The sequence below is a fragment of the Enterobacter sp. JUb54 genome (assembly GCF_014298075.1).
GTDB classification, from domain to species: domain Bacteria; phylum Pseudomonadota; class Gammaproteobacteria; order Enterobacterales; family Enterobacteriaceae; genus Klebsiella; species Klebsiella lignicola.
Map to the genome: position 1 here is coordinate 3,009,182 of NZ_CP060418.1, position 20,960 is coordinate 3,030,141.

A 20,960-nucleotide genomic window follows, 5' to 3' on the forward strand; every position below is an offset into this window, starting at 1 on the left:
GTTTCGCTATGCAAGAAAGTGCTCATTATTCAGCAGCTGGATTGATTTAGACGTCTGGATGCCTTAACATCCATTTCATTGACAGGCATCGCCTGGACACGGCAGAAGAAAATGCCACGGCAAACGGCTAAACGATAATAAATAACTGATGATTAAACTTTCGAATATCACCAAAGTGTTCCAGCAAGGGAATCGCACCATACAGGCGCTGAACGATGTCAGCCTGCATGTCCCTGCCGGACAAATTTATGGCGTCATCGGCGCATCTGGTGCTGGTAAAAGTACGCTCATTCGCTGCGTTAACCTGCTTGAACGTCCGACAGAAGGTAGCGTTCAGGTTGGTGGCCAGGAACTGACTGCGCTTTCTGAAAAAGAACTGACCCGCGCACGTCGCCAGATTGGCATGATTTTCCAGCACTTTAACCTGCTGGCTTCCCGTACCGTTTTTGGCAACGTCGCGCTGCCGCTGGAGCTGGACAACACCCCGCAGGCAGAAATTAAACGTCGCGTGACCGAGCTGTTGGATCTCGTCGGCCTTGCCGATAAACATGACAGCTACCCGGCCAACCTTTCCGGCGGGCAGAAACAACGTGTCGCGATTGCACGCGCCCTGGCAAGCAACCCGAAGGTGCTGCTGTGTGACGAAGCCACCAGCGCCCTGGATCCGGCAACCACGCGTTCCATCCTTGAACTGTTGAAAGATATCAACCGTCGCCTTGGCCTGACGATTCTGCTGATCACCCACGAGATGGACGTCGTCAAACGCATCTGCGATTGCGTCGCGGTCATCAGTAACGGTCAGCTGATCGAGCAGGATACGGTGAGTGAAGTCTTCTCTCATCCGAAGACCCCGCTGGCACAGCAGTTTATTCAGTCCACGCTGCATCTGGATATTCCGGACGATTATCAGGCCCGCCTGAAGCCAACCGCGCAACCGGATAGCGTACCAATGCTGCGCATGGAGTTTACCGGCCATTCTGTTGATGCCCCGTTGCTCTCTGAAACCGCCCGTCGCTTTAATGTGAATAACAACATTATTAGCGCGCAGATGGATTACGCCGGCGGCGTGAAGTTCGGCATTATGCTGACCGAGATGCACGGCACGCAGGAAGATACCCAGGCTGCTATCGCCTGGTTGCAGGAACACCATGTAAAAGTAGAGGTACTGGGCTATGTCTGAGGCAATGATTTGGCTGCTGTTGCGCGGCGTATGGGAAACGCTGGCCATGACGTTTGTCTCCGGCTTCTTCGGTTTTGTCCTCGGCCTGCCTGTCGGCGTGCTGCTGTACGTGACCCGTCCAGGACAGATTGCGGCCAACGCGAAGCTTTACCGGACGCTCTCCGCGCTGGTTAACATCTTCCGTTCTATTCCTTTCATTATCTTGCTGGTGTGGATGATTCCATTCACCCGCGTGATTGTCGGTACCTCAATCGGCCTGCAGGCGGCGATTGTGCCGCTGACGGTTGGCGCCGCGCCGTTTATCGCCCGTATGGTGGAAAACGCGCTGCTCGAAATCCCGACCGGGTTGATTGAAGCTTCCCGCGCAATGGGCGCAACACCGATGCAGATCGTCCGCAAGGTGCTGCTGCCAGAAGCGCTGCCGGGGCTGGTGAACGCCGCCACCATCACCCTGATTACCCTGGTAGGTTATTCCGCCATGGGCGGTGCGGTGGGTGCCGGTGGTCTTGGGCAGATTGGCTATCAGTACGGCTACATCGGCTACAACGCAACGGTAATGAATACGGTACTGGTATTACTGGTTATTCTGGTTTATTTAATCCAATTCTCTGGCGATCGTATCGTCCGGGCTGTGACTCACAAATAACACACAACACACCATCATTCGGGCCGTCTCCGGGCGGTCTGATGACTCGTGTACACAAAGACTCTTACAGAAAGGAAATAACATGGCCTTTAATTTCAAAACCTTTGCGGCAGTCGGCGCGTTAATCGGTTCTCTGGCTCTGGTGGGTTGTGGTCAGGACGAGAAAGACCCGAACCATATTAAAGTCGGCGTCATTGTGGGTGCAGAGCAGCAGGTTGCTGAAGTTGCCCAGAAAGTGGCGAAAGAGAAATACGGTCTCGACGTAGAGCTGGTGACCTTTAACGATTACGTTCTGCCAAACGAAGCGCTGAGCAAAGGCGACATCGACGTCAACGCCTTCCAGCATAAGCCGTACCTCGATCAGCAAATTAAAGACCGTGGTTACAAGCTGGTTGCCGTCGGCAACTCCTTTGTCTACCCGATTGCCGGTTACTCTAAGAAAATCAAATCTCTGGACGAACTGCAGCCGGGCTCTCAGATTGCGATTCCTAACGACCCGACCAACCTCGGCCGCTCCCTGCTGCTGCTGCAGCAAGTGGGTCTGATCAAACTGAAAGAAGGCGTTGGCTTGCTGCCGACCTCTCTGGATATCGTTGAAAACCCGAAAAACCTGAAGATTGTTGAGCTGGAAGCACCGCAGCTGCCGCGCTCTCTGGATGATGCGCAGATCTCTCTGGCGGTGATCAACACCACCTACGCCAGCCAGATCGGTCTGACTCCGGCGAAAGATGGTATCTTCGTTGAAGATAAAGACTCTCCGTACGTGAACCTGATTGTTGCTCGCGAAGACAACAAAGATGCCGAAAATGTGAAGAAATTTGTTCAGGCATACCAGAGCGATGAAGTTTACGAAGCGGCGAACAAAATCTTTAACGGCGGTGCTGTGAAAGGCTGGTAATCTTTTTTCACCGTAATATCATTCAGGACGGGCTTTATGCCCGTCTTGTCATTTATGCAAGCGCCTGATTCAATAGCGCCCTGTTTGATTATTTTTTGAGGAATTCCTATGCGTGCTTTACCGGTCTGTTTGTTAGCGCTCATGTTAAGCGGCTGTTCAATGCTAAGCAGATCTCCCGTCGAACCTGTACAAAGCACCGCAACGGCACCCGCTAAAACGGAAACGGCAAAACCGAAAGCACCGCGTCCGGCGCCGGTAAGAATCTATACCGATGCATCCGCACTGGTCGGCAAGCCTTTCCGCGATCTGGGTGAAGTGACTGGCGAATCATGCCAGGCCAGCAACCAGGATTCGCCGCCAAATATCCCGACCGCCCGCAAGCGTCTGCAAATTAACGCCGCTAAAATGAAAGCTAACGCGGTCCTTCTGCACAGCTGTGAAGTCACCAGCGGTACACCGGGATGCTATCGTCAGGCCGTTTGTCTGGGTTCCGCGCTTAACGTTTCGGCGCAATGAATGCTTTCCAGTTCGCGCAGATAGGCGTGATTCGTTCGCCCTATAAAGAAAAGTTTGCCGTGCCGCGCCAGCCAGGGCTGGTCAAAAATGGTGGTGGCGAACTGCATTTGCTGCCGCCCTATAATCAGGCGGACGCCGTTCGCGGTCTGGAAGACTTTAGCCATCTGTGGGTGCTGTTTGTCTTCCATCAAACAATGGAAGGTGGCTGGCGCCCTACCGTGCGCCCTCCCCGTCTCGGCGGGAATGCGCGGATGGGCGTGTTCGCCACGCGTTCAACGTTCCGCCCGAATCCCATCGGGATGTCGCTGGTCGAACTCAAAGGCATCCGCTGCCAGAAAGAGCAGGTTATCCTGCAGCTCGGGAGCCTGGACCTGGTGGATGGCACCCCGGTGGTGGATATCAAACCCTATCTGCCGTTTGCCGAAGCGCTGCCGGATGCCAGCGCCAGCTATGCCCAGCAGGCGCCGCTGGCAGAAATGACAGTAAGCTTTACGCCTGAACTGGACACGCAGCTTGTCGCACTGGAAAAGCGCTATCCACACCTGAAAGCGTTTATCCGTGAGGTGCTGGCGCAGGATCCGCGTCCTGCCTATCGTAAAGAGGAAGAAGCAGGAAAAACCTATGCCGTCTGGCTGCTTGATTTCAACGTCCGCTGGCGTGTTATCCCGTCGGGTTTTGAAGTCTTTGCCCTTGAACCACGGTAATTTTATTTTCCTCTCTTTTGGCATCTTTGCCACACTGGTAAACTAAACCACTTTTTTGTTTCAGGCTGGTCCCCAGCCTGTTCCGATCGTCCAAATGGAACCGTAACAACATGCGTACTAGCCAATACCTGCTCTCCACACAAAAGGAGACACCTGCCGACGCCGAAGTCATCAGCCATCAGTTGATGCTGCGCGCCGGGATGATCCGTAAGCTGGCCTCCGGGTTGTACACCTGGCTGCCGACCGGCGTGCGCGTCCTGAAAAAAGTCGAAAACATCGTGCGTGAAGAGATGAACAACGCCGGTGCAATCGAGGTGTTAATGCCGGTAGTTCAGCCCTCTGAACTGTGGCAAGAGAGTGGTCGTTGGGAACAGTACGGCCCGGAACTGCTGCGTATTGCTGACCGTGGCGACCGTCCGTTTGTCCTCGGTCCGACGCATGAAGAAGTGATCACTGACCTGATCCGTAACGAGCTGAACTCATACAAGCAGCTGCCGCTGAACTTCTTCCAGATTCAGACCAAGTTCCGTGACGAAGTCCGTCCGCGTTTCGGCGTAATGCGTTCCCGTGAATTCCTGATGAAAGATGCTTACTCTTTCCATACCTCTCAGGAATCTCTGCAGGAAACCTACGACGCGATGTACGCCGCCTACAGCAAAATCTTCAGCCGTATGGGCCTGGATTTCCGCGCGGTACAGGCTGACACCGGTTCTATCGGCGGTAGCGCATCGCACGAATTCCAGGTGCTGGCGCAGAGCGGCGAAGATGACGTGATCTTCTCCGACAGCTCTGATTTCGCCGCTAACATCGAGTTCGCAGAAGCCGTCGCGCCAAAAGCGCCGCGCGCCGCTGCTACCCAGGAGATGACCCTGGTCGATACGCCGAATGCGAAAACCATCGCCGAGCTGGTCGAACAGTTCAATCTGCCGATTGAAAAAACCGTCAAAACGCTGCTGGTTAAAGCAGTTGAAGGCGGCAGCTACCCGCTGGTTGCGCTGCTGGTTCGCGGTGACCACGAGCTGAACGAAGTCAAAGCGGAAAAACTGCCGCAGGTTGCCAGCCCGCTGACCTTCGCGACCGAAGAAGAGATCCGCGCCATCGTTAAAGCCGGTCCAGGTTCTCTGGGTCCGGTGAATATGCCGATTCCCGTGGTTATCGACCGTACCGTTGCCGTCATGAGCGATTTCGCTGCCGGCGCCAATATCGATGGTAAACACTACTTTGGCATCAACTGGGATCGCGATGTCACCACGCCGGAAGTCGCAGACATCCGTAACGTCGTCGCAGGCGATCCGAGCCCGGATGGTCAGGGCACGCTGCTGATTAAGCGCGGCATCGAAGTCGGTCACATCTTCCAGCTGGGGACCAAGTACTCCCAGGCGATGAACGCCTCCGTACAGGGCGAAGATGGCCGTAACCAGGTCCTGACCATGGGTTGTTACGGTATTGGGGTGACGCGTGTCGTTGCGGCAGCCATTGAGCAGAACTTTGACGATCGTGGAATCATCTGGCCTGACGCAATTGCACCGTTCCAGGTCGCGATCCTGCCGATGAACATGCACAAGTCTTACCGTGTGCAGGAACTGGCAGAGAAGCTGTATGCCGAACTGCGCGCGCAGGGCATTGAAGTGCTGATGGACGACCGTAAAGAGCGTCCGGGCGTCATGTTTGCTGATATGGAGCTGATTGGTATTCCGCATACCATCGTGCTCGGCGATCGTAACCTCGACAACGACGATATCGAATATAAATATCGCCGTAATGGCGAGAAGCACCTGATTAAAACCGGTGACATCGTGGACTATCTGGTTCGCGCTATCAAAGGCTAATCCCGCTGATGAATGTAAAAGGCCCCGCATCTGCGGGGCCTTTTTTATATCCGTGCTACCGGTATTACAGCCATGACCGGTTACTGATTACAGTTTTTACCCGGGACAAATTTAATATCTTTATCCGCCTTCAGGGTTTTCACCATTTCGCCGCTGTCAGGATTGGCTTCCAGGGTAAAGTGCCCGTCCACCACCAGCAGTACCGGACGCGTTTGTGTGCCGCGAGCCGCTGCATAATCACGTTCCAGCTGCGCATTGTTCGCCACCGCAACCCGTTTTCCGGTCGCACAATCAGTGAAGGTCGCCGCATCCGCCATATAGAAATACATGCCGCGCATGGTCATCGGCGTGGTCGGCAGGCTGGCTTTGACTGATGTCAGGGTATAGTTCAGCGTCGACTCAATCGGATTGCCTTCACGATCGAGCATATCCAGCGAGTCTCCCTTCGCACGGTAATAGGATTTCTCGCCTTTGCTGTCGGTCAGTACCAGCTTATCCGCGGTACGCGCCCAGGTGCCGTATGAGGCAAATGATGACGGCTCACGGCTGACCCCTTGATAGCGTTCGTTCATCACCCAGCTACCGTCTTTTTCGAGGAACAGCGTGGTTTCGATGCCTTCACAATCAGCGCAGGGCAAAACACCGCGCCAGCTTTGCTGCATCGGCTTCAGCTCTTCCATCGGTGCGGGCTGCAGCATCTCGACATCCGAACGATGGTTACAGCCAAATAGCGCAAAGAGCGAACACGCTGCTACCACTGAGAGTACGATTTTCTTCACTGTTAATTCCTTATAATCCATTCCACCGGTTCGCCATAGCGCTTACTGACGAACTTTCCCACGCAGTGCTTTGACTGAGGATTTTTGCGCTTTCGAGGCAAGGCGCCGCTCTTTTGACGCCCGAGTCGGCCGGGTCTCACGGCGGCTTTTTTGCACTACGGTTAATTCTTTAATTAACGCAACCAGGCGAGACAGCGCCGCTTCGCGATTCATTTCCTGACTGCGGTATTCCTGAGCCTTAATAATAACCACACCGTCGGCAGAAATTAAGTGGTGACTGGCGGCCAGCAGGCGTTCTTTATAATACTCAGGCAGGCTTGAAGCTTTAATGTCAAACCGCAGATGGATGGCGGTTGACGCCTTATTAACGTGCTGACCGCCCGCGCCCTGCGCGCGGATCCCCGACAGGGTCACCTCTTCGTCGGGAATAGCAACGCTGCGGCTAATCATAATCATGCTGGCGGTTGCCACGCCGTTAAATTAATTTCCAGATTATTCTTAGCGTCCGATAACCAGATGCTGCCGTCCTGGATCGTGGCCTGTAATACCATCGAGCGATCGGCAAATGCGCTGAGCTGGGCCAGCTGAGCATCATCCAGATACCATACCGTCAGCTTGCTGAACTGCGCCATTTTACTCTTATTTTGCTGCCACCAGATTTCCGCCGCCCGGCTATTGTAGGTAAACAACACCACTTCCTGCGAACGCGAGCAGGCTTTTTTAATCCGCCGCTCATCCGGTAAACCGAGTTCAATCCACAGGTCAACGCCGAGATGATCGTTGAGCAACCATAGCTCCGCCTCATCATCAGACGACAAACCGCGGGTAAACTGCAGACGCTCGTCGGCGTATTTGATCCACGCCAGCAGGCGTAACATCATGCGCTCCTGGGTTTCCGACGGATGCTGTGCCAGCGTCAGGCTGGCATCCAGAAACTGGTTGCGATCCAGATCGGCGACGTTCACCGTTGCCTTATAAATTGTCGCTTTCAGCGCCATGAATAAACTCCCGAAAAAAATGGCGTACATTGTAGCGAAACTCACGACAAAAGGCTGCCGACAATCCGCGGTCCCCTTTTCATCCTGCTGATATTGCTTAAATGACTATGGTATAGTCACCTTGCTAAACAGAGTGTATCTTCGTAGGCTTAAACTTGCATCCCACGGTTGAGTCAGCATACTGACAGGAGGGAATGTGGAGCAATATTGTGAGTTAATACGCAAGCGATATGCGGAAATAGCCAGCGGAGACCTGGGGTATATCCCGAATGCGCTGGGTTGCGTGTTGAAAGTATTGAATGAAATTGCGGCGGATGAGGCCCTTTCGGAGTCAGTCAGGGAAAAGGCCGCGTATGCGGCAGCAAACTTACTGGTGAGCGATTATGTCAATGAATGATACTTATCAACCCATCAACTGTGATGATTATGACAATCTCGAGCTTGCCTGCCAGCACCATCTGGTGCTTGTTCTGACGCTCAAAGACGGCGAGCAGTTGCAGGCTAAGGCCACCGATCTTATCTCGCGCAAAAATATCGAGTATCTGGTGGTGGAGCTGAGCGGGAATGCTCGTGAGCTACGTCTGGATAAAATCGCCAGCTTCAGCCACCCGGAAATCGGTACCGTGGTGGTGAGTGAGTCCTGAATAAAAACGGGTGGCTCAGCCGCCCGTTTTCCTCCACATCAGTTGCATCCCCTCGCCTTCCCTCACTTCCCCTTCACGGGTGACAAACAGTGCATCCGCCGCGGCAATCAGCGTATCGCCGTAAAACAGCAGCGGCGTAGTATCGCGACGCCAGGGAGCAACACCCAACTCCTGCCAGATTTTCTTCAGCTTGCGCCCACCGTGACGACCAACAATATGCAGATGGCCGCTGGCACGAAAGCGCACCGTCACCACCTCTTCCGGGCGCGGCCTACGCAATGGCCCGCCGCCTGGCAATGCCAGCTCGCCCAGGCCTTCCGGCAGCGCTAATGGCTGACGATAATCGGGCCACGGCACGATGAGATCGGCCTGACCAGGCAGGTATCTCACCCACCACAGACGCTGCTGATAGCGACGTACGCAAAAGTCCCCAAGCCGCAGGCAGGGAAACGCATCTTCGCGCGCCAGGGCCACTTCACGCCAGATACGCTCCGGAACCTCGCGGGAGGGCATCGGCGCGTGCTGTCCTGCCAGCCATCGCCGCAGCAGCGCCGCGCGCCGTGGCGCGCTCATGGCGGCCAGCGGTTCGATAGCCAGCGAGCCATCAGCGGCCACCAGCCTGGCCAGATCTTCGGCCAGCAGTTCATCCAGCAGCTGTTCCTGCTCGCCGCACAGCCCGGCGCTGCGGGCCACCGCTTCGCTAAAGTGAGGCCAACGGGCGTTTAGCTGCGGGACCACCCGCAGACGAAGAAAGTTACGATCGTAGGCATCATCCTGATTGCTCTCATCCTCAATCCACTGGAGCTGATGGCTTAGGGCCCACTCTAGCAGCGCCTCACGGCGGCTGTTCAGCAGCGGACGCAGCAGCCGGGTATCGGCAAATTCAGAGGATGCCGCCATCGCCGCCAGCCCGGTCGGGCCGCTGCCTCGTTTGAGCGCCAGCAGGAAGGTTTCACACTGGTCGTCGAGATGCTGAGCCGTCACCAGCACCTCGCCCGGCAGCAACGCCGCCCGGAAAGCCTGATAACGCGCCTGTCGGGCATGCGCCTCCACGCCGAGCCCCTCATCTGTCAGGGTCACACGCTCAACCACCAGCGGCACCTGCCACTGCTGACAAACCTGCTGGCAGTGCGCCACCCAGCTGTCGGCATTGGCGCTCAGACCATGGTGAATATGGATAGCCCGGAGCTGCAGCGTCGGGTCCCGCTCACGCCAGCAGACCAGCTGATGTAAAAGTACCGTCGAATCCAGGCCGCCGCTGAAGGCGACTAAAAACTGGCGGTACGGTTGAAGGCGTTGCGCAATATCGGGCGTCATCATCATGATAGTGCTGGCTGGGGAGAGATAGTCCGGCACGTTACCGGGCAGGACTTACTCTGACAAGGGTTACTGTTGATAAATCTCGAGCGGCAGACCGTCGGGATCGCTAAAAAAGGTAAAGCGTTTACCGGTAAAGGGATCGATACGCACCGCTTCACAGGCCACGCCGTGTGCCTCCAGATGGGCAACCGCCGCATCGATGTCATCCACGCTAAACGCCAGATGACGCAGGCCGCAGGCTTCCGGGCGGCTGGGTCGGGCCGGCGGGAACGGGAAAGAGAACAGCTCAATCACATATTCGCCGTTCAACGCCAGATCGCCCTTCCAGGAATCACGCGCTTCGCGGTAGAACTCGCTCTGCAACGTAAAACCCAGGATATCGCAGTAGAAGGCTTTGCTCTGCGCATAGTTGGTGGCGATGATGGCAATATGGTGAACCCGTTTTAAACCCAGCATGTCTACTCCTTCTGTTATTGCAGACCAGGTTACTCGCGCCGCTCATCGCGGCGCAAGCCGTTAGTCATTTTTTAAGACTCGTACCCGGTATACGCCATCCTCGTCACGCTTCGCCCCGTGGATATCGGTTTCAAAGCCGGGATAATGGCGGCCAATCGAGCAGAGCATCAGCAGGAAATCGAGTACCGTCCGGCTTTCTTCGGTAATCATCTCGCCTGGCATCAGCAACGGCACGCCCGGCGGATACGGCAGGATCATATTTGCCGAGATCCGCCCGACCAGATTTTCCAGCTCAATGGTTTCCACTTCACCTTTAATTTGCCGCTGCCAGGCCTTATTCGGCGTCATCTTCATTTCCGGCAGAACATCAAAGGCGCTGAGCATCAATTGCGGCAGCTGGTGCTGACGGATCAGACGGTGGATCCCCTGCGCCAGATCCTGAATCCGCATATTGCGGTAGAAGTCAGGATCTTCTGCGTAGAGATCCGGCAGCATATTCTTCACCCGCAGGTTAAGATCGTAGGCACGCTTAAACTCGGTCAGGCCGCGTAGCAGCCCCATTGCCCGGGTTTTATCGATGCCGATACTGAACAGAAACAGCAGGTTATAGGGGCCGGTTTTCTCCACCACCACGCCGCGCTCATCGAGGAATTTCGCCACCAGCGCGGCGGGAATACCTTCATCATCCATCTTGCCTTGTTCATCCATACCCGGCGTCAGGATCGTCACCTTCACCGGGTCGAGGAACATATGATCGTCGTCAGCATCGCTAAAACCGTGCCAGCGCTCACCGCTTGCCACCGGCCAGCACTGCGCCTGTTCAATATCTTCCGGCTGCCAGATATCAAAGAACCAGCCGTCAGACTCTTCGCGCAGGCGCTGAACCTCTTTGCGGAAGTCGAGCGCCCGCTCGATCGAACGCTGGATCAAGCGTTTACCGGAGTTGCCACGCAGCATCGCCGCCGCGGTTTCTATCGAGGCGACAATGGGATAGCTCGGGGACGTTGAGGTATGCATCATAAAAGCTTCATTAAAGGTATCTTCGTCGTAGCTACCTTTGATGTGAATAAGCGACGCCTGCGACAGCGCTGCCAGCATTTTGTGCGTGGATTGCGTTTCGAAGATCACCTTGCCGGGAATGCGATCGCCGCTCATTCCGCTCTTCCCCTGGTAGATCGGGTGGAAGTGGGTATAGGGCACCCAGGCAGAATCAAAATGGATCGACGGCACATCAAGCGTCTCTTTGATCCAGGTGGTGTTATAGAGCAGGCCGTCATAGGTGGAGTTGGTGATCACCGCATGCACCGGCCACGCTGCGCCCCCCGTCCCGTTGACCTTTTGCTGAATGCTGTCGCGGGTAAATTCACGTTTCGGTATCCCACCGAGAATACCCAGCGCATTGCGAGTCGGTTTCAGCCACAACGGAACGACGTCGCTCATCATCAGCAGATGCGCCAGTGACTTATGGCAGTTACGGTCGATAAGCAGCGTGCTGCCAGCCGGCGCTGAGTACATGCCAACAATTTTGTTCGAGGTCGAGGTCCCGTTGGTCACCATGTAGCTCTGTTCCGCGCCAAAAGCGCGAGCGATATACTCTTCCGCTTCCAGATGCGGGCCGGTGTGATCCAGCAACGACCCCAGTTCGGTCACCGAAATAGAGACATCGGCTTTGAGCGTATTGCCGCCGAAGAAGTCATAAAACAGGCAGCCAACCGGGCTTTTCTGGTATGCGCTTCCCCCCATATGCCCTGGCGTACAGAAGGTATATTTCCCCTCCTCCACATAATTGAACAGCGCTTTGGTAAACGGCGGCGTGATGTTATCCAGATATTCGCGGGTGTATTGGGCGATGCGGGTGGCTATCTCTTGTGCCAGACCCAGCGCATATTCGAAGAACCACAGCGTCATGCGCAGATCCTGGCTGCTGACGTCCATCGTCGAGTGCGCGTTGATAAAGGCATAAAGCGGGAGGTATTCGTTCAGTTGATTGATATCGCTGCACAGATCGACGTTGTACTCATCCCAGTCAAAGATGACTCCGCAGATCCGAGGATTATGTTCAATAAACTGCAGCAGGTCGGCGCTGTTTTGCGGCCAGATGGTCTGAAAGCCTTGCCGTTGCAGGGCAGCTTCCAGCTCTTTGATCGGTTCGTCTTTGTGGTAGACGCCGTGTGGCCCCATGATGGCGATGATATTCACGCTTTCCTCCTGGAATTAACCTAAGTCAGGCATCATATCAATCGCGCTGGCGTATCGCACATAAAAAAGGGGCCGGAAAATCCGACCCCTGATCGCGTTAAGCCTGGCGATTATCAGGCGTAACCGTAGCTCATCAGACGCTGGTAGCGACGGTTTAACAGCTCTTCTTCGCTCAGCGTATCGAGATCCGCCAGATCGGCCAGCAGCTGCGCCTTCAGGCTTGCCGCGATGGCTTCCGGGTTGCGATGTGCGCCGCCCAGAGGTTCCGGAATAATGGAGTCGATAAGCTTCAGCTCTTTCAGACGCGGGGCTACGATCCCCATCGCTTCGGCAGCCAGCGGGGCTTTATCGGCGCTTTTCCACAGAATGGATGCGCAGCCTTCCGGTGAAATAACCGAGTAGGTGCTGTACTGCAGCATGTTGACCTTGTCGCCAACGCCGATCGCCAGTGCGCCACCGGAGCCACCTTCACCAATAACGGTACAGATGACCGGCACGCTCAGACGTGACATTTCGCGCAGGTTACGGGCAATCGCTTCAGACTGGCCGCGCTCTTCTGCACCGACGCCCGGGTAAGCCCCTGGGGTGTCGATAAAGGTGATGATCGGCATTTTAAAACGCTCGGCCATCTCCATCAGACGCAGCGCTTTACGGTAGCCTTCCGGTGCCGGCATCCCGAAGTTGCGACGAATTTTTTCTTTCGTTTCGCGCCCTTTCTGATGGCCGATAATCATCACCGGACGCCCGTCCAGACGCGCAATACCACCGACAATAGCTTTGTCGTCAGCGTAAGCACGGTCACCAGCCAGCTCGTCAAACTCGTCGAAAGCCAGGCGGACATAATCCAGGGTGTACGGGCGACGTGGATGGCGAGCCAGTTGAGCAACCTGCCATGCACCAAGATCGGCGAAGATTTTACGCGTCAGTTCTACGCTTTTTTCACGCAGACGATGCACTTCTTCGTCGATGTTAATATCGAGTTTCTCATCCTGACGGCTTACGGCAGTCAGGGAATCGATTTTCGCTTCCAGCTCTGCAATCGGCTGTTCAAAATCAAGGAAATTCAGACTCATAGTATTCCTGTATTAGTCAAACTCCAGTTCCACCTGCTCCGAGCCGATAAGGCCACGCAGATCGTTGAGTAAACGATCGCTCGGAGAGACGCGCCATGTTGCGCCAAAACGCAACCGCGCGCGTGCATCCGCCCTCTGATAATAGAGGTGTACTGGAATAGTTCCCGAACGGTGGGGTTCCAGAGACTGACGGAGTCGGTTTAAAAGCTGGTCATCAATTTGCCTGTCCGTCAGCGAGATAGCAAGCCCGCGAGCATATTTTTCCCGGGCTTCGTCAATGTCCATCACTTCACGGGCGGTCATTTTAAGCCCCCCGCTGAAGTCATCAAAGCTGACCTGTCCGCTGACGATAAGTATGCGGTCTTTTTCCAGCAATTGCTGATATTTATCCAGCGCGTCGGTGAATAACATCACCTCCAGACGCCCGGAACGGTCATCCAACGTACAGATGCCGATACGATTACCACGCTTGGTGACCATTACCCGCGCGGCAATCACGAGCCCCGCCGCCGTGGTCACTTTACCACGATCGGTCGGATGCATGTCTTTGAGTCTCACGCCACCCACGTAGCGCTCAATCTCTTTCAAATACTGGTTGATGGGGTGTCCCGTCAGATACAGACCGAGCGTTTCCCTTTCCCCGTCCAGCACCACCTGCTCCGGCCACGGCTGGCAGTTGGCATAAGACTGCTCGATCTGTTCTGGCTCTTCTGCCAGCACCCCAAACATATCTGCCTGGCCAATCGCCTCGGCTTTCGCATGTTGATCGGCGGCCTTGAGCGCATCACTCAGCGAATTCATTAACGCTGCACGATGCGGGCCGAGGCGGTCAAATGCCCCGGACATAATCAGTTTTTCCAGTATCCGACGGTTCAGTTTTTTGATGTCGGTACGGGCGCACAAGTCGAACAGCTCGCGGAAATAGCCGCCCTCGTTACGCGCTTCAATAATCGCTTCAATGGGGCCTTCGCCGACGCCTTTAATCGCGCCGATGCCATAGACTATCTCACCGTCGTCATTGACGTGGAAATGGTACAGCCCGGAGTTAATGTCCGGCGGCAGGATTTTCAGCCCCATGCGCCAGCATTCATCCACCAGCCCGACCACTTTCTCGGTGTTATCCATATCCGCGGTCATTACCGCCGCCATAAATTCCGCCGGATAGTGCGCCTTTAACCACAGCGTCTGGTAAGAAACCAGCGCGTAGGCAGCCGAGTGCGATTTGTTAAACCCATAACCGGCAAATTTCTCTACCAGGTCGAAGATTTTCATCGCCAGCTCGCCGTCGACGCCGTTTTTCTTCGCCCCATCCTCGAAGGTCCCGCGCTGCTTGGCCATCTCTTCGGGTTTTTTCTTACCCATTGCACGACGCAGCATATCCGCGCCGCCCAGCGTGTAGCCGGAAAGCTCCTGGGCGATCTGCATGACCTGTTCCTGGTACAAGATGATGCCATAGGTTGGCTCAAGTACCGGTTTCAGGCATTCGTGTTGCCACTGCACGTCAGGGTAAGAGATCTCTTCGCGGCCATGCTTACGGTCGATAAAGTTATCTACCATCCCCGATTGCAGGGGGCCGGGGCGGAACAGCGCCACCAGAGCGATCATATCTTCAAAACAGTCAGGCTGCAGGCGCTTGATCAGGTCTTTCATGCCGCGCGATTCAAGCTGGAATACCGCGGTGGTTTCCGAACGCTGCAGCATATCGAAGCTTTTCTTGTCATCCAGCGGGATCGCTGCAATATCCAGCGGCGCTTCGCCTTGCTTCTCCCGCCGCTTGTTGATCATCTCCAGTGCCCAGTTGATGATGGTCAACGTACGCAGGCCGAGGAAGTCGAACTTGACCAGTCCGGCGTATTCCACGTCGTTTTTGTCAAACTGGGTCACCGGATGCAGCCCGGCTTCATCGCAATACAGCGGGGCGAAATCGGTAATTTTGGTCGGCGCGATAACCACGCCCCCGGCATGTTTACCGGCGTTACGCGTGACGCCTTCCAGTTTTCGCGCCATGTCGATCAGCGCTTTAACTTCTTCGTCAGCTTCGTAGATTTCCGGCAGCTGCGGCTCGGCTTCAAAGGCTTTCGCCAGCGTCATGCCCGGATCTGGCGGCACCAGTTTTGAAATACGGTCTACAAACCCGTACGGGTGGCCAAGCACGCGCCCCACGTCACGGATAACCGCTTTCGCCGCCATCGTACCGAAGGTGATGATCTGCGATACCGCGTCGCGGCCGTACATGTCCGCCACGTGCTCGATAACCTGGTCGCGTTTCTCCATGCAGAAGTCGACGTCAAAGTCGGGCATCGAGACACGTTCCGGGTTGAGGAAACGTTCGAACAGCAGATCGAATTCCAGCGGGTCGAGATCGGTAATTTTTAAGGCGTAAGCAACTAATGAACCGGCACCAGAACCACGGCCTGGCCCGACCGGCACGCCGTTATCCTTCGACCACTGGATAAACTCCATGACGATCAGGAAGTAGCCGGGGAAGCCCATCTGGTTAATCACCTGGAGCTCAATGTCCAGACGCTCATCATAGGCGGGACGCTTCTCCGCGCGGACAGCCGGATCCGGGAACAGGAATTCCAGACGCTCTTCCAGACCTTCTTTCGATTTCAGGACCAGAAAATCTTCCGTCGTCATCTCCCCGGTCGGGAACTGCGGCAGGAAGTATTCGCCTAAACGCACGGTCACGTTGCAGCGCTTGGCTATTTCGACGGTATTTTCCAGCGCCTCGGGAATATCGGAGAACAGCTCGCACATTTCGTCTTCGCTGCGCATATATTGCTGCGGCGAATAGTTACGTGGGCGTTTCGGATCATCGAGGGTAAAACCGTCATGGATCGCAACGCGGATCTCATGGGCATCGAAGTCGCCGGTTTCCAGAAAGCGTACGTCATTGGTGGCAACAACCGGCAACCCGCGCGCTTCGGCGAGTTGCACAGCGGCATGCAGGTAGGCTTCTTCATCGGCACGGCCGGTGCGGATCAGCTCCAGATAGTAGCGGTCCGGGAAATGTTCTTCGTAGAAAGCGACGCACTGTTCGACCAGCGGCATGTTGCCACGCATCAGACTGATGCCGACGTCACCTTTGCGGGCGCCGGAAAGCAGAATCAGCCCTTCCTGGTGTTCAATCAGCCAGTCGCGATCGATACAGGGCCCCAGCGCGCCGTAGCCGCGCTGGTAGGCACGGGAAATCAGCAGCGTCAGGTTTTGATAACCGGTATTGTTGGCCGCCAGAACCGTTAATTCGGTGAGCTCATCACCCATCAGCTCGCTCTGGACGTGAAAATCTGCCCCGACGATCGGTTTCAGCCCTGCGCCATGTCCCGCGCCGTAGAACTTCACCAGACCACAGAGGTTAGTAAAATCGGTGATCGCCAGCGCAGGCATACCCAGTGAGGCCGCCTTTTTTACCAGCGGCCCGGTTTTTGCCAGCCCATCGATCATGGAATAGTCGCTATGCACCCGTAGGTGGACGAAACGTGGTTCAGACATCTTCAGATTCCGGTTTACTTATTTCTCGACACAAGAATCAGGACGCAAGGCCCAGCGCGCGTTTTACCGGGCCAAAACTACGCCGATGGTGTTCGGTTGCGCCATGTTCGATCAGTTTTTCCAGATGGAAAGCGGTAGGATAGCCTTTATGCTGCGCAAAGCCATATTGCGGAAATTCGAGATCCAGAGCGGTCATTTCCGCATCGCGCACGACTTTAGCCAGAATAGACGCTGCACTGATTTCTGCCACCCGGCTATCGCCTTTGACTACCGCCTGAGCAGGCACAGGCAGCGACGGGCAGCGGTTGCCATCAATCAGCACAAACTCCGGCACCACAGTCAGGCCAGCAACGGCACGCTGCATTGCCAGCATCGTCGCATGGAGAATATTCAGCTCATCAATTTCATGGGGTTCCGCGCGTCCCAGACTCCAGCACAGCGCCTTTTCTTTGATTTCGTCGAACAGCGCCAGTCGACGCTTTTCGCTTAATTTTTTCGAGTCGTTGAGGCCCACAATCGGCTTTTCCGGGTCAAGGATCACCGCGGCGGTGACCACCGCGCCAACCAGCGGCCCACGACCTACTTCGTCAACGCCGGCCACCAGGTGGGTATGCGGGTAAACAAACTCAATCATTTTGCTAACTCCAGTACTGCGTCCGCTGCCTGCTCATCCGCATTGCAACGAATCTGTTGATGCAGCGCCCGGAAGGTGTCGTGCATATCATGGCTGGTCTTGCCGTCAGCCAGCAATGGCCGCAGCGCATCGGCAAGCAACTGCGGCTGGCACTCGTCCTGCAGCAGCTCTTTCACCAGTTCCCGCCCGGCCAGCAGATTCGGTAAGGAGACATAGTCAGTTTTCACCAGCCGTTTCGCCAGCCAGAAGGTAAATGGCTTCATGCGATAGCCCACTACCATCGGGCACTTGGCCAGCATGCACTCCAGCGCCGCGGTGCCGGAGGCCAGCAGCGCCGCATCGCTGGCAATCATTGCATCGCGCGCCTGCCCATCCAGCAGATGGACCGTGAGCTCCGGGGCCGTTTCCGCTTTAATGCGTTCAAACTGCTCCCGGCGTTTCGCATTCACCAGCGGCACCAGTACCTGCAGGTCAGGGTAATCCTGACGTAAAATTTGCGCGGTTTTCAGGAAGTCAGCGCTGAGCATTTCCACTTCAGCGCCACGGCTTCCCGGCAGCAGCGCCAGGCAGTGGACATCCCGCGCAATACCTAAGCGGTCACGTGCGGCGTCTTTGTCCGGATCCAGCGGCATCGCATCGGCCATCGTGTGGCCGATAAACCGGCAGGGAACGTTAAACCGGTCATAAAACGCTTTTTCGAAAGGCAGAAATGCCAGCACCAGATCGGTCGATCTGCCAATTTTGAAAACACGTTTTTGTCGCCATGCCCACACCGACGGGCTGACGTAATGAATCGTCCTGATACCCTGCTTTTTCAGGTTACCCTCAAGGGTAATGTTAAAATCAGGGGCATCAATTCCAACGAATACATCGGGCTGCAGCTCGGTAAATCGTCGGGTCAGATCGGCACGAATATGCAGCAGGCGGCGCAGCCGTCCGAGCACTTCAACAATGCCCATCACGGCCAGCTCTTCCATTTCGTACCAGGCTTCACAGCCTTCGGCCTGCATAAGCGGTCCCGCCACGCCAACAAAGCGAGCATCGGGGATACGAGCTTTGAGCGCGCGGATCAGACCTGCACCAAGAATATCGCCGGAGGTTTCTCCGGCGACAAGGGCAATCGTCAGGGGACGCTGTGCAGACATTAACGAATCAGGCCGCGTGTAGAACGGGCAAAGAAATCGAAAAATGGCTGTACTTCAGGATGCTGAACTGCCAGTTCGGCGATTTCCGGTTTGACTTCGTCCAGCGTTTTGCCGCTGCGATACAGCAGTTTATAGGCGTTACGAATCGCGGTAATCGCTTCGCGGCTAAAGCCACGGCGCTTCAGGCCTTCAATATTGACGCCATATGGCGTCGCGTGGTTGCCCTGAGCAATCACGAACGGCGGTACGTCCTGTGCGACGCCGGAGCAGCCGCCAACCATGACGTGCGCGCCGATGATGCAGAACTGATGCACGGCGGTCATGCCACCGATGATAACGAAATCATCCAGTGAAACATGCCCGGCCAGCGTGGCGTTATTCGCCAGAATACAGCGGTCGCCGACCGTGCAATCGTGTGCAACGTGCGCGTTGATCATCAGCAGGTTATCGCTGCCCACCTTCGTTAATCCACCGCCCTGTACTGTACCGCGATGAATGGTGACGCTTTCGCGGATGCGGTTGCGATCGCCAATTTCCACTCGAGTCGGTTCACCAGCGTATTTCAAATCCTGGTTAACTTCACCGATGGAAGCGAACTGATAGATCTCGTTATCACGGCCAATTTTGGTGTGGCCATTAACAACAACATGAGACTTCAGTACGGTGCCTTCACCAATTTCGACGTGAGCACCAACAATACAAAACGGGCCAATGTGAGCGTTAGCACCAATAACGGCGCCCTCTTCCACAATAGCTGTAGGATGAATAAAGGCGGTTTTATCAATCACGTATCAGGCCTCCCGGCTACGCGCACACATCATCGTTGCTTCGCAAACCACTTTACCGTCAACCAGCGCCACACCTTTGAAACGCGTCAGGCCACGGCGGGTTTTCTCGAAAGTGACTTCCATAATCATCTGATCGCCAGGTACTACCGGACGTTTGAAACGCGCTTCATCGATCCCTGCGAAGTAATACAGTTCGCCAGGTTCGAGTTTACCCACGCTTTTAAATGCCAGAATACCCGTGGCCTGCGCCATCGCTTCCAGAATTAACACGCCAGGTAAAATCGGCTTACCAGGGAAGTGCCCCTGGAAAAACGGCTCGTTAACAGAAACATTTTTTACTGCGCGCAGAAAACGGCCTTCTTCAAAATCCAGCACACGGTCTACCAGCAGGAACGGGTAACGGTGAGGCAGAAGTTCCAGAATCTCTTCAATATGCAGAGTATGAGTTTCAGTAGTCAAAATACTCTTCCTGTCTAAATATACTAAAAGGCAATAATAACACGGCCTGCTGCAATCTTATGAATGCAACAGGCCGAAAATTTTTACACGCCACCTCTTAAGCCACATCGTTGTCAGCCGTAGCAGCCGCCCCGATGTTGCTTGCATGATGGTGTGTGGTAACAGAGGCGTTAATCTTGCTGATTAACCTTCCGTTCAATTGATTTGAGGCGTTTGCTTATCTCGTCAATGTTCATCACCAACGCTGCGGTTTTACGCCAGACTTTGTTCGGCTGCAGCGGAATACCTGATGAATAGACGCCAGGCTCGGTAATAGGACGCATCACCATACCCATTCCGGTGACGGTGACTTTATCGCAGATTTCCATATGCCCGTTAATGACGCTCGCGCCGCCAATCATGCAGTAACGGCCAATTTTCAGGCTGCCTGCCATGATCACACCGCCAGCAACGGCCGTATTGTCACCAATCACAACGTTATGCGCAATCTGGCACTGATTATCAATAATCACGCCATTACCGATGACGGTATCATCCAGCGCACCACGGTCAATGGTCGTACAGGCACCAATCTCCACGCGATCGCCAATAATCACGCGACCTAACTGTGGGATCTTCACCCAGTTACCACGATCGTTGGCATAGCCGAAGCCATCTGCGCCAATCACCGTACTGGACTGGATCAGGCAATTCTCACCGATCTCAATCTCATGGTAAACGCTCACGTTGGCCCACAAACGGGAGCCAGCGCCAATTTTGGTCTTTTTACCGACGAAGCACCCGGCACCAATCACGACGTTATCGCCAAGCTCAACATCAGATTCGATAACGGCATTCGGGCCGATGGCAACGTTTTTACCGAGCTTCGCCGTGCTATCAATCACCGCACTGGGTGCGATATTCTGCGCCGGCTGCGGCGTAGTATCCAGAATTTGAGCCATGCGCGCGTAGGTCAGGTAGGGGTTACGCACTACCAGCGCGGCGCCTTGGGCAAAGGGTAAATCGTCCTGCGTCATCACGACGGCAGAAGCCTGGCATGCGGCCAGGTGTTCACGGTATTTAGGATTAACCATGAACGTAATATGGCCTGCTTTGGCAGTCTGCATGGACGCAACACCGGTGATGACGATATCGCCATCACCGTGTAATTCTGCATCCAACTGCTGCGCAAGATCAGCCAGTCGAATTGAAGGCATT

21 protein-coding genes are annotated in these 20,960 nt (G+C 55.3%); 8 read left to right on the forward strand and 13 right to left on the reverse strand.

Annotation, left to right across the window (positions count from 1 at the left end):
- Positions 1 to 148: 148 nt before the first annotated feature.
- The 6 genes from metN (at position 149) to proS (ending at position 5,773) form a co-directional block, all read left to right on the forward strand.
- Positions 149 to 1,180: a methionine ABC transporter ATP-binding protein MetN gene (gene metN / locus HF679_RS13875; protein WP_123757390.1), complete on the forward strand. Its 1,032-nt coding sequence runs from the start codon at positions 149 to 151 to the stop codon at positions 1,178 to 1,180.
- Positions 1,173 to 1,826 (forward strand): methionine ABC transporter permease MetI, encoded by a 654-nt coding sequence (locus HF679_RS13880; protein WP_041144154.1) that lies wholly within the window; start codon positions 1,173 to 1,175, stop codon positions 1,824 to 1,826. The genes metN and HF679_RS13880 overlap by 8 nt, the downstream gene beginning before the upstream one ends.
- An 82-nt stretch (positions 1,827 to 1,908) precedes the next feature.
- Complete coding sequence (metQ, locus tag HF679_RS13885) at positions 1,909 to 2,724, forward strand: methionine ABC transporter substrate-binding lipoprotein MetQ (RefSeq protein ID WP_123757391.1); 816 nt, start codon at positions 1,909 to 1,911, stop codon at positions 2,722 to 2,724.
- 108 nt (positions 2,725 to 2,832) lie between these two features.
- Entirely contained in the window at positions 2,833 to 3,240 is a 408-nt protein-coding gene (rcsF, locus tag HF679_RS13890; protein WP_123757392.1) for an Rcs stress response system protein RcsF, read from the forward strand.
- Complete coding sequence (gene tsaA, locus HF679_RS13895) at positions 3,237 to 3,944, forward strand: tRNA (N6-threonylcarbamoyladenosine(37)-N6)-methyltransferase TrmO (RefSeq protein WP_187042136.1); 708 nt, start codon at positions 3,237 to 3,239, stop codon at positions 3,942 to 3,944. Before rcsF ends, tsaA begins: the two co-directional genes overlap by 4 nt.
- Positions 3,945 to 4,054: 110 nt before the next feature.
- Positions 4,055 to 5,773, forward strand: coding sequence for a proline--tRNA ligase (gene proS / locus HF679_RS13900; RefSeq protein WP_187042137.1), 1,719 nt, complete (start codon positions 4,055 to 4,057; stop codon positions 5,771 to 5,773).
- 80 nt (positions 5,774 to 5,853) lie between these two features.
- Here the strand turns inward: proS and nlpE are convergent, their stop codons facing one another.
- The 3 genes from nlpE to HF679_RS13915 are packed head-to-tail and all read right to left on the reverse strand — an operon-like array spanning position 5,854 to position 7,550.
- The gene (gene nlpE, locus HF679_RS13905; protein ID WP_187042138.1) at positions 5,854 to 6,552 is read right to left on the reverse strand and encodes an envelope stress response activation lipoprotein NlpE; all 699 of its coding nucleotides are present in this window, start codon (positions 6,550 to 6,552) and stop codon (positions 5,854 to 5,856) included.
- Positions 6,553 to 6,594: 42 nt separating this feature from the next.
- Positions 6,595 to 7,008 carry an alternative ribosome rescue aminoacyl-tRNA hydrolase ArfB gene (gene arfB, locus HF679_RS13910; protein WP_123757396.1) on the reverse strand — a complete coding sequence of 138 codons (414 nt, stop codon included), beginning with the start codon at positions 7,006 to 7,008 and terminating at the stop codon, positions 6,595 to 6,597.
- Complete coding sequence (locus HF679_RS13915; RefSeq protein WP_123757694.1) at positions 7,005 to 7,550, reverse strand: YaeQ family protein; 546 nt, start codon at positions 7,548 to 7,550, stop codon at positions 7,005 to 7,007. Before HF679_RS13915 ends, arfB begins: the two co-directional genes overlap by 4 nt.
- A gap of 196 nt (positions 7,551 to 7,746) precedes the next feature.
- Between HF679_RS13915 and HF679_RS13920 the strand changes: the two genes are divergently transcribed.
- Positions 7,747 to 7,947 carry a YaeP family protein gene (locus tag HF679_RS13920; RefSeq protein WP_123757397.1) on the forward strand — a complete coding sequence of 67 codons (201 nt, stop codon included), beginning with the start codon at positions 7,747 to 7,749 and terminating at the stop codon, positions 7,945 to 7,947.
- Positions 7,934 to 8,194 (forward strand): Rho-binding antiterminator, encoded by a 261-nt coding sequence (gene rof / locus HF679_RS13925; protein WP_123757398.1) that lies wholly within the window; start codon positions 7,934 to 7,936, stop codon positions 8,192 to 8,194. Before HF679_RS13920 ends, rof begins: the two co-directional genes overlap by 14 nt.
- A 15-nt stretch (positions 8,195 to 8,209) precedes the next feature.
- On the opposite strand, the gene tilS is transcribed toward rof, so the two are convergent.
- The 10 genes from tilS to lpxD all read right to left on the reverse strand — a co-directional run bounded on the left by tilS (position 8,210) and on the right by lpxD (position 20,959).
- A complete protein-coding gene (tilS, locus tag HF679_RS13930) occupies positions 8,210 to 9,511 on the reverse strand; it encodes a tRNA lysidine(34) synthetase TilS (protein ID WP_123757695.1) in 1,302 nt (433 codons plus the stop codon).
- Between the two features lie 69 nt (positions 9,512 to 9,580).
- Positions 9,581 to 9,970: a VOC family protein gene (locus tag HF679_RS13935; RefSeq protein WP_123757399.1), complete on the reverse strand. Its 390-nt coding sequence runs from the start codon at positions 9,968 to 9,970 to the stop codon at positions 9,581 to 9,583.
- Positions 9,971 to 10,030: 60 nt separating this feature from the next.
- On the reverse strand, positions 10,031 to 12,169 hold the full coding sequence (locus HF679_RS13940) for a lysine decarboxylase LdcC (protein ID WP_123757400.1): 2,139 nt from the start codon (positions 12,167 to 12,169) through the stop codon (positions 10,031 to 10,033).
- Between the two features lie 113 nt (positions 12,170 to 12,282).
- Positions 12,283 to 13,242 (reverse strand): acetyl-CoA carboxylase carboxyl transferase subunit alpha, encoded by a 960-nt coding sequence (accA, locus tag HF679_RS13945; RefSeq protein ID WP_045859732.1) that lies wholly within the window; start codon positions 13,240 to 13,242, stop codon positions 12,283 to 12,285.
- A gap of 12 nt (positions 13,243 to 13,254) precedes the next feature.
- Entirely contained in the window at positions 13,255 to 16,737 is a 3,483-nt protein-coding gene (gene dnaE, locus HF679_RS13950; RefSeq protein WP_123757401.1) for a DNA polymerase III subunit alpha, read from the reverse strand.
- Positions 16,738 to 16,774: 37 nt separating this feature from the next.
- Positions 16,775 to 17,371 carry a ribonuclease HII gene (gene rnhB / locus HF679_RS13955; protein ID WP_123757402.1) on the reverse strand — a complete coding sequence of 199 codons (597 nt, stop codon included), beginning with the start codon at positions 17,369 to 17,371 and terminating at the stop codon, positions 16,775 to 16,777.
- Positions 17,368 to 18,516, reverse strand: coding sequence for a lipid-A-disaccharide synthase (gene lpxB / locus HF679_RS13960; RefSeq protein WP_123757403.1), 1,149 nt, complete (start codon positions 18,514 to 18,516; stop codon positions 17,368 to 17,370). Before lpxB ends, rnhB begins: the two co-directional genes overlap by 4 nt.
- Positions 18,516 to 19,304 (reverse strand): acyl-ACP--UDP-N-acetylglucosamine O-acyltransferase, encoded by a 789-nt coding sequence (gene lpxA, locus HF679_RS13965; RefSeq protein WP_123757404.1) that lies wholly within the window; start codon positions 19,302 to 19,304, stop codon positions 18,516 to 18,518. The genes lpxB and lpxA overlap by 1 nt, the downstream gene beginning before the upstream one ends.
- Positions 19,305 to 19,307: 3 nt before the next feature.
- Positions 19,308 to 19,763, reverse strand: coding sequence for a 3-hydroxyacyl-ACP dehydratase FabZ (gene fabZ, locus HF679_RS13970; protein ID WP_004858132.1), 456 nt, complete (start codon positions 19,761 to 19,763; stop codon positions 19,308 to 19,310).
- A 170-nt stretch (positions 19,764 to 19,933) separates the two neighbouring features.
- A complete protein-coding gene (lpxD, locus tag HF679_RS13975) occupies positions 19,934 to 20,959 on the reverse strand; it encodes a UDP-3-O-(3-hydroxymyristoyl)glucosamine N-acyltransferase (RefSeq protein ID WP_154145151.1) in 1,026 nt (341 codons plus the stop codon).
- Between the last annotated feature and the right edge of the window lies 1 nt (position 20,960).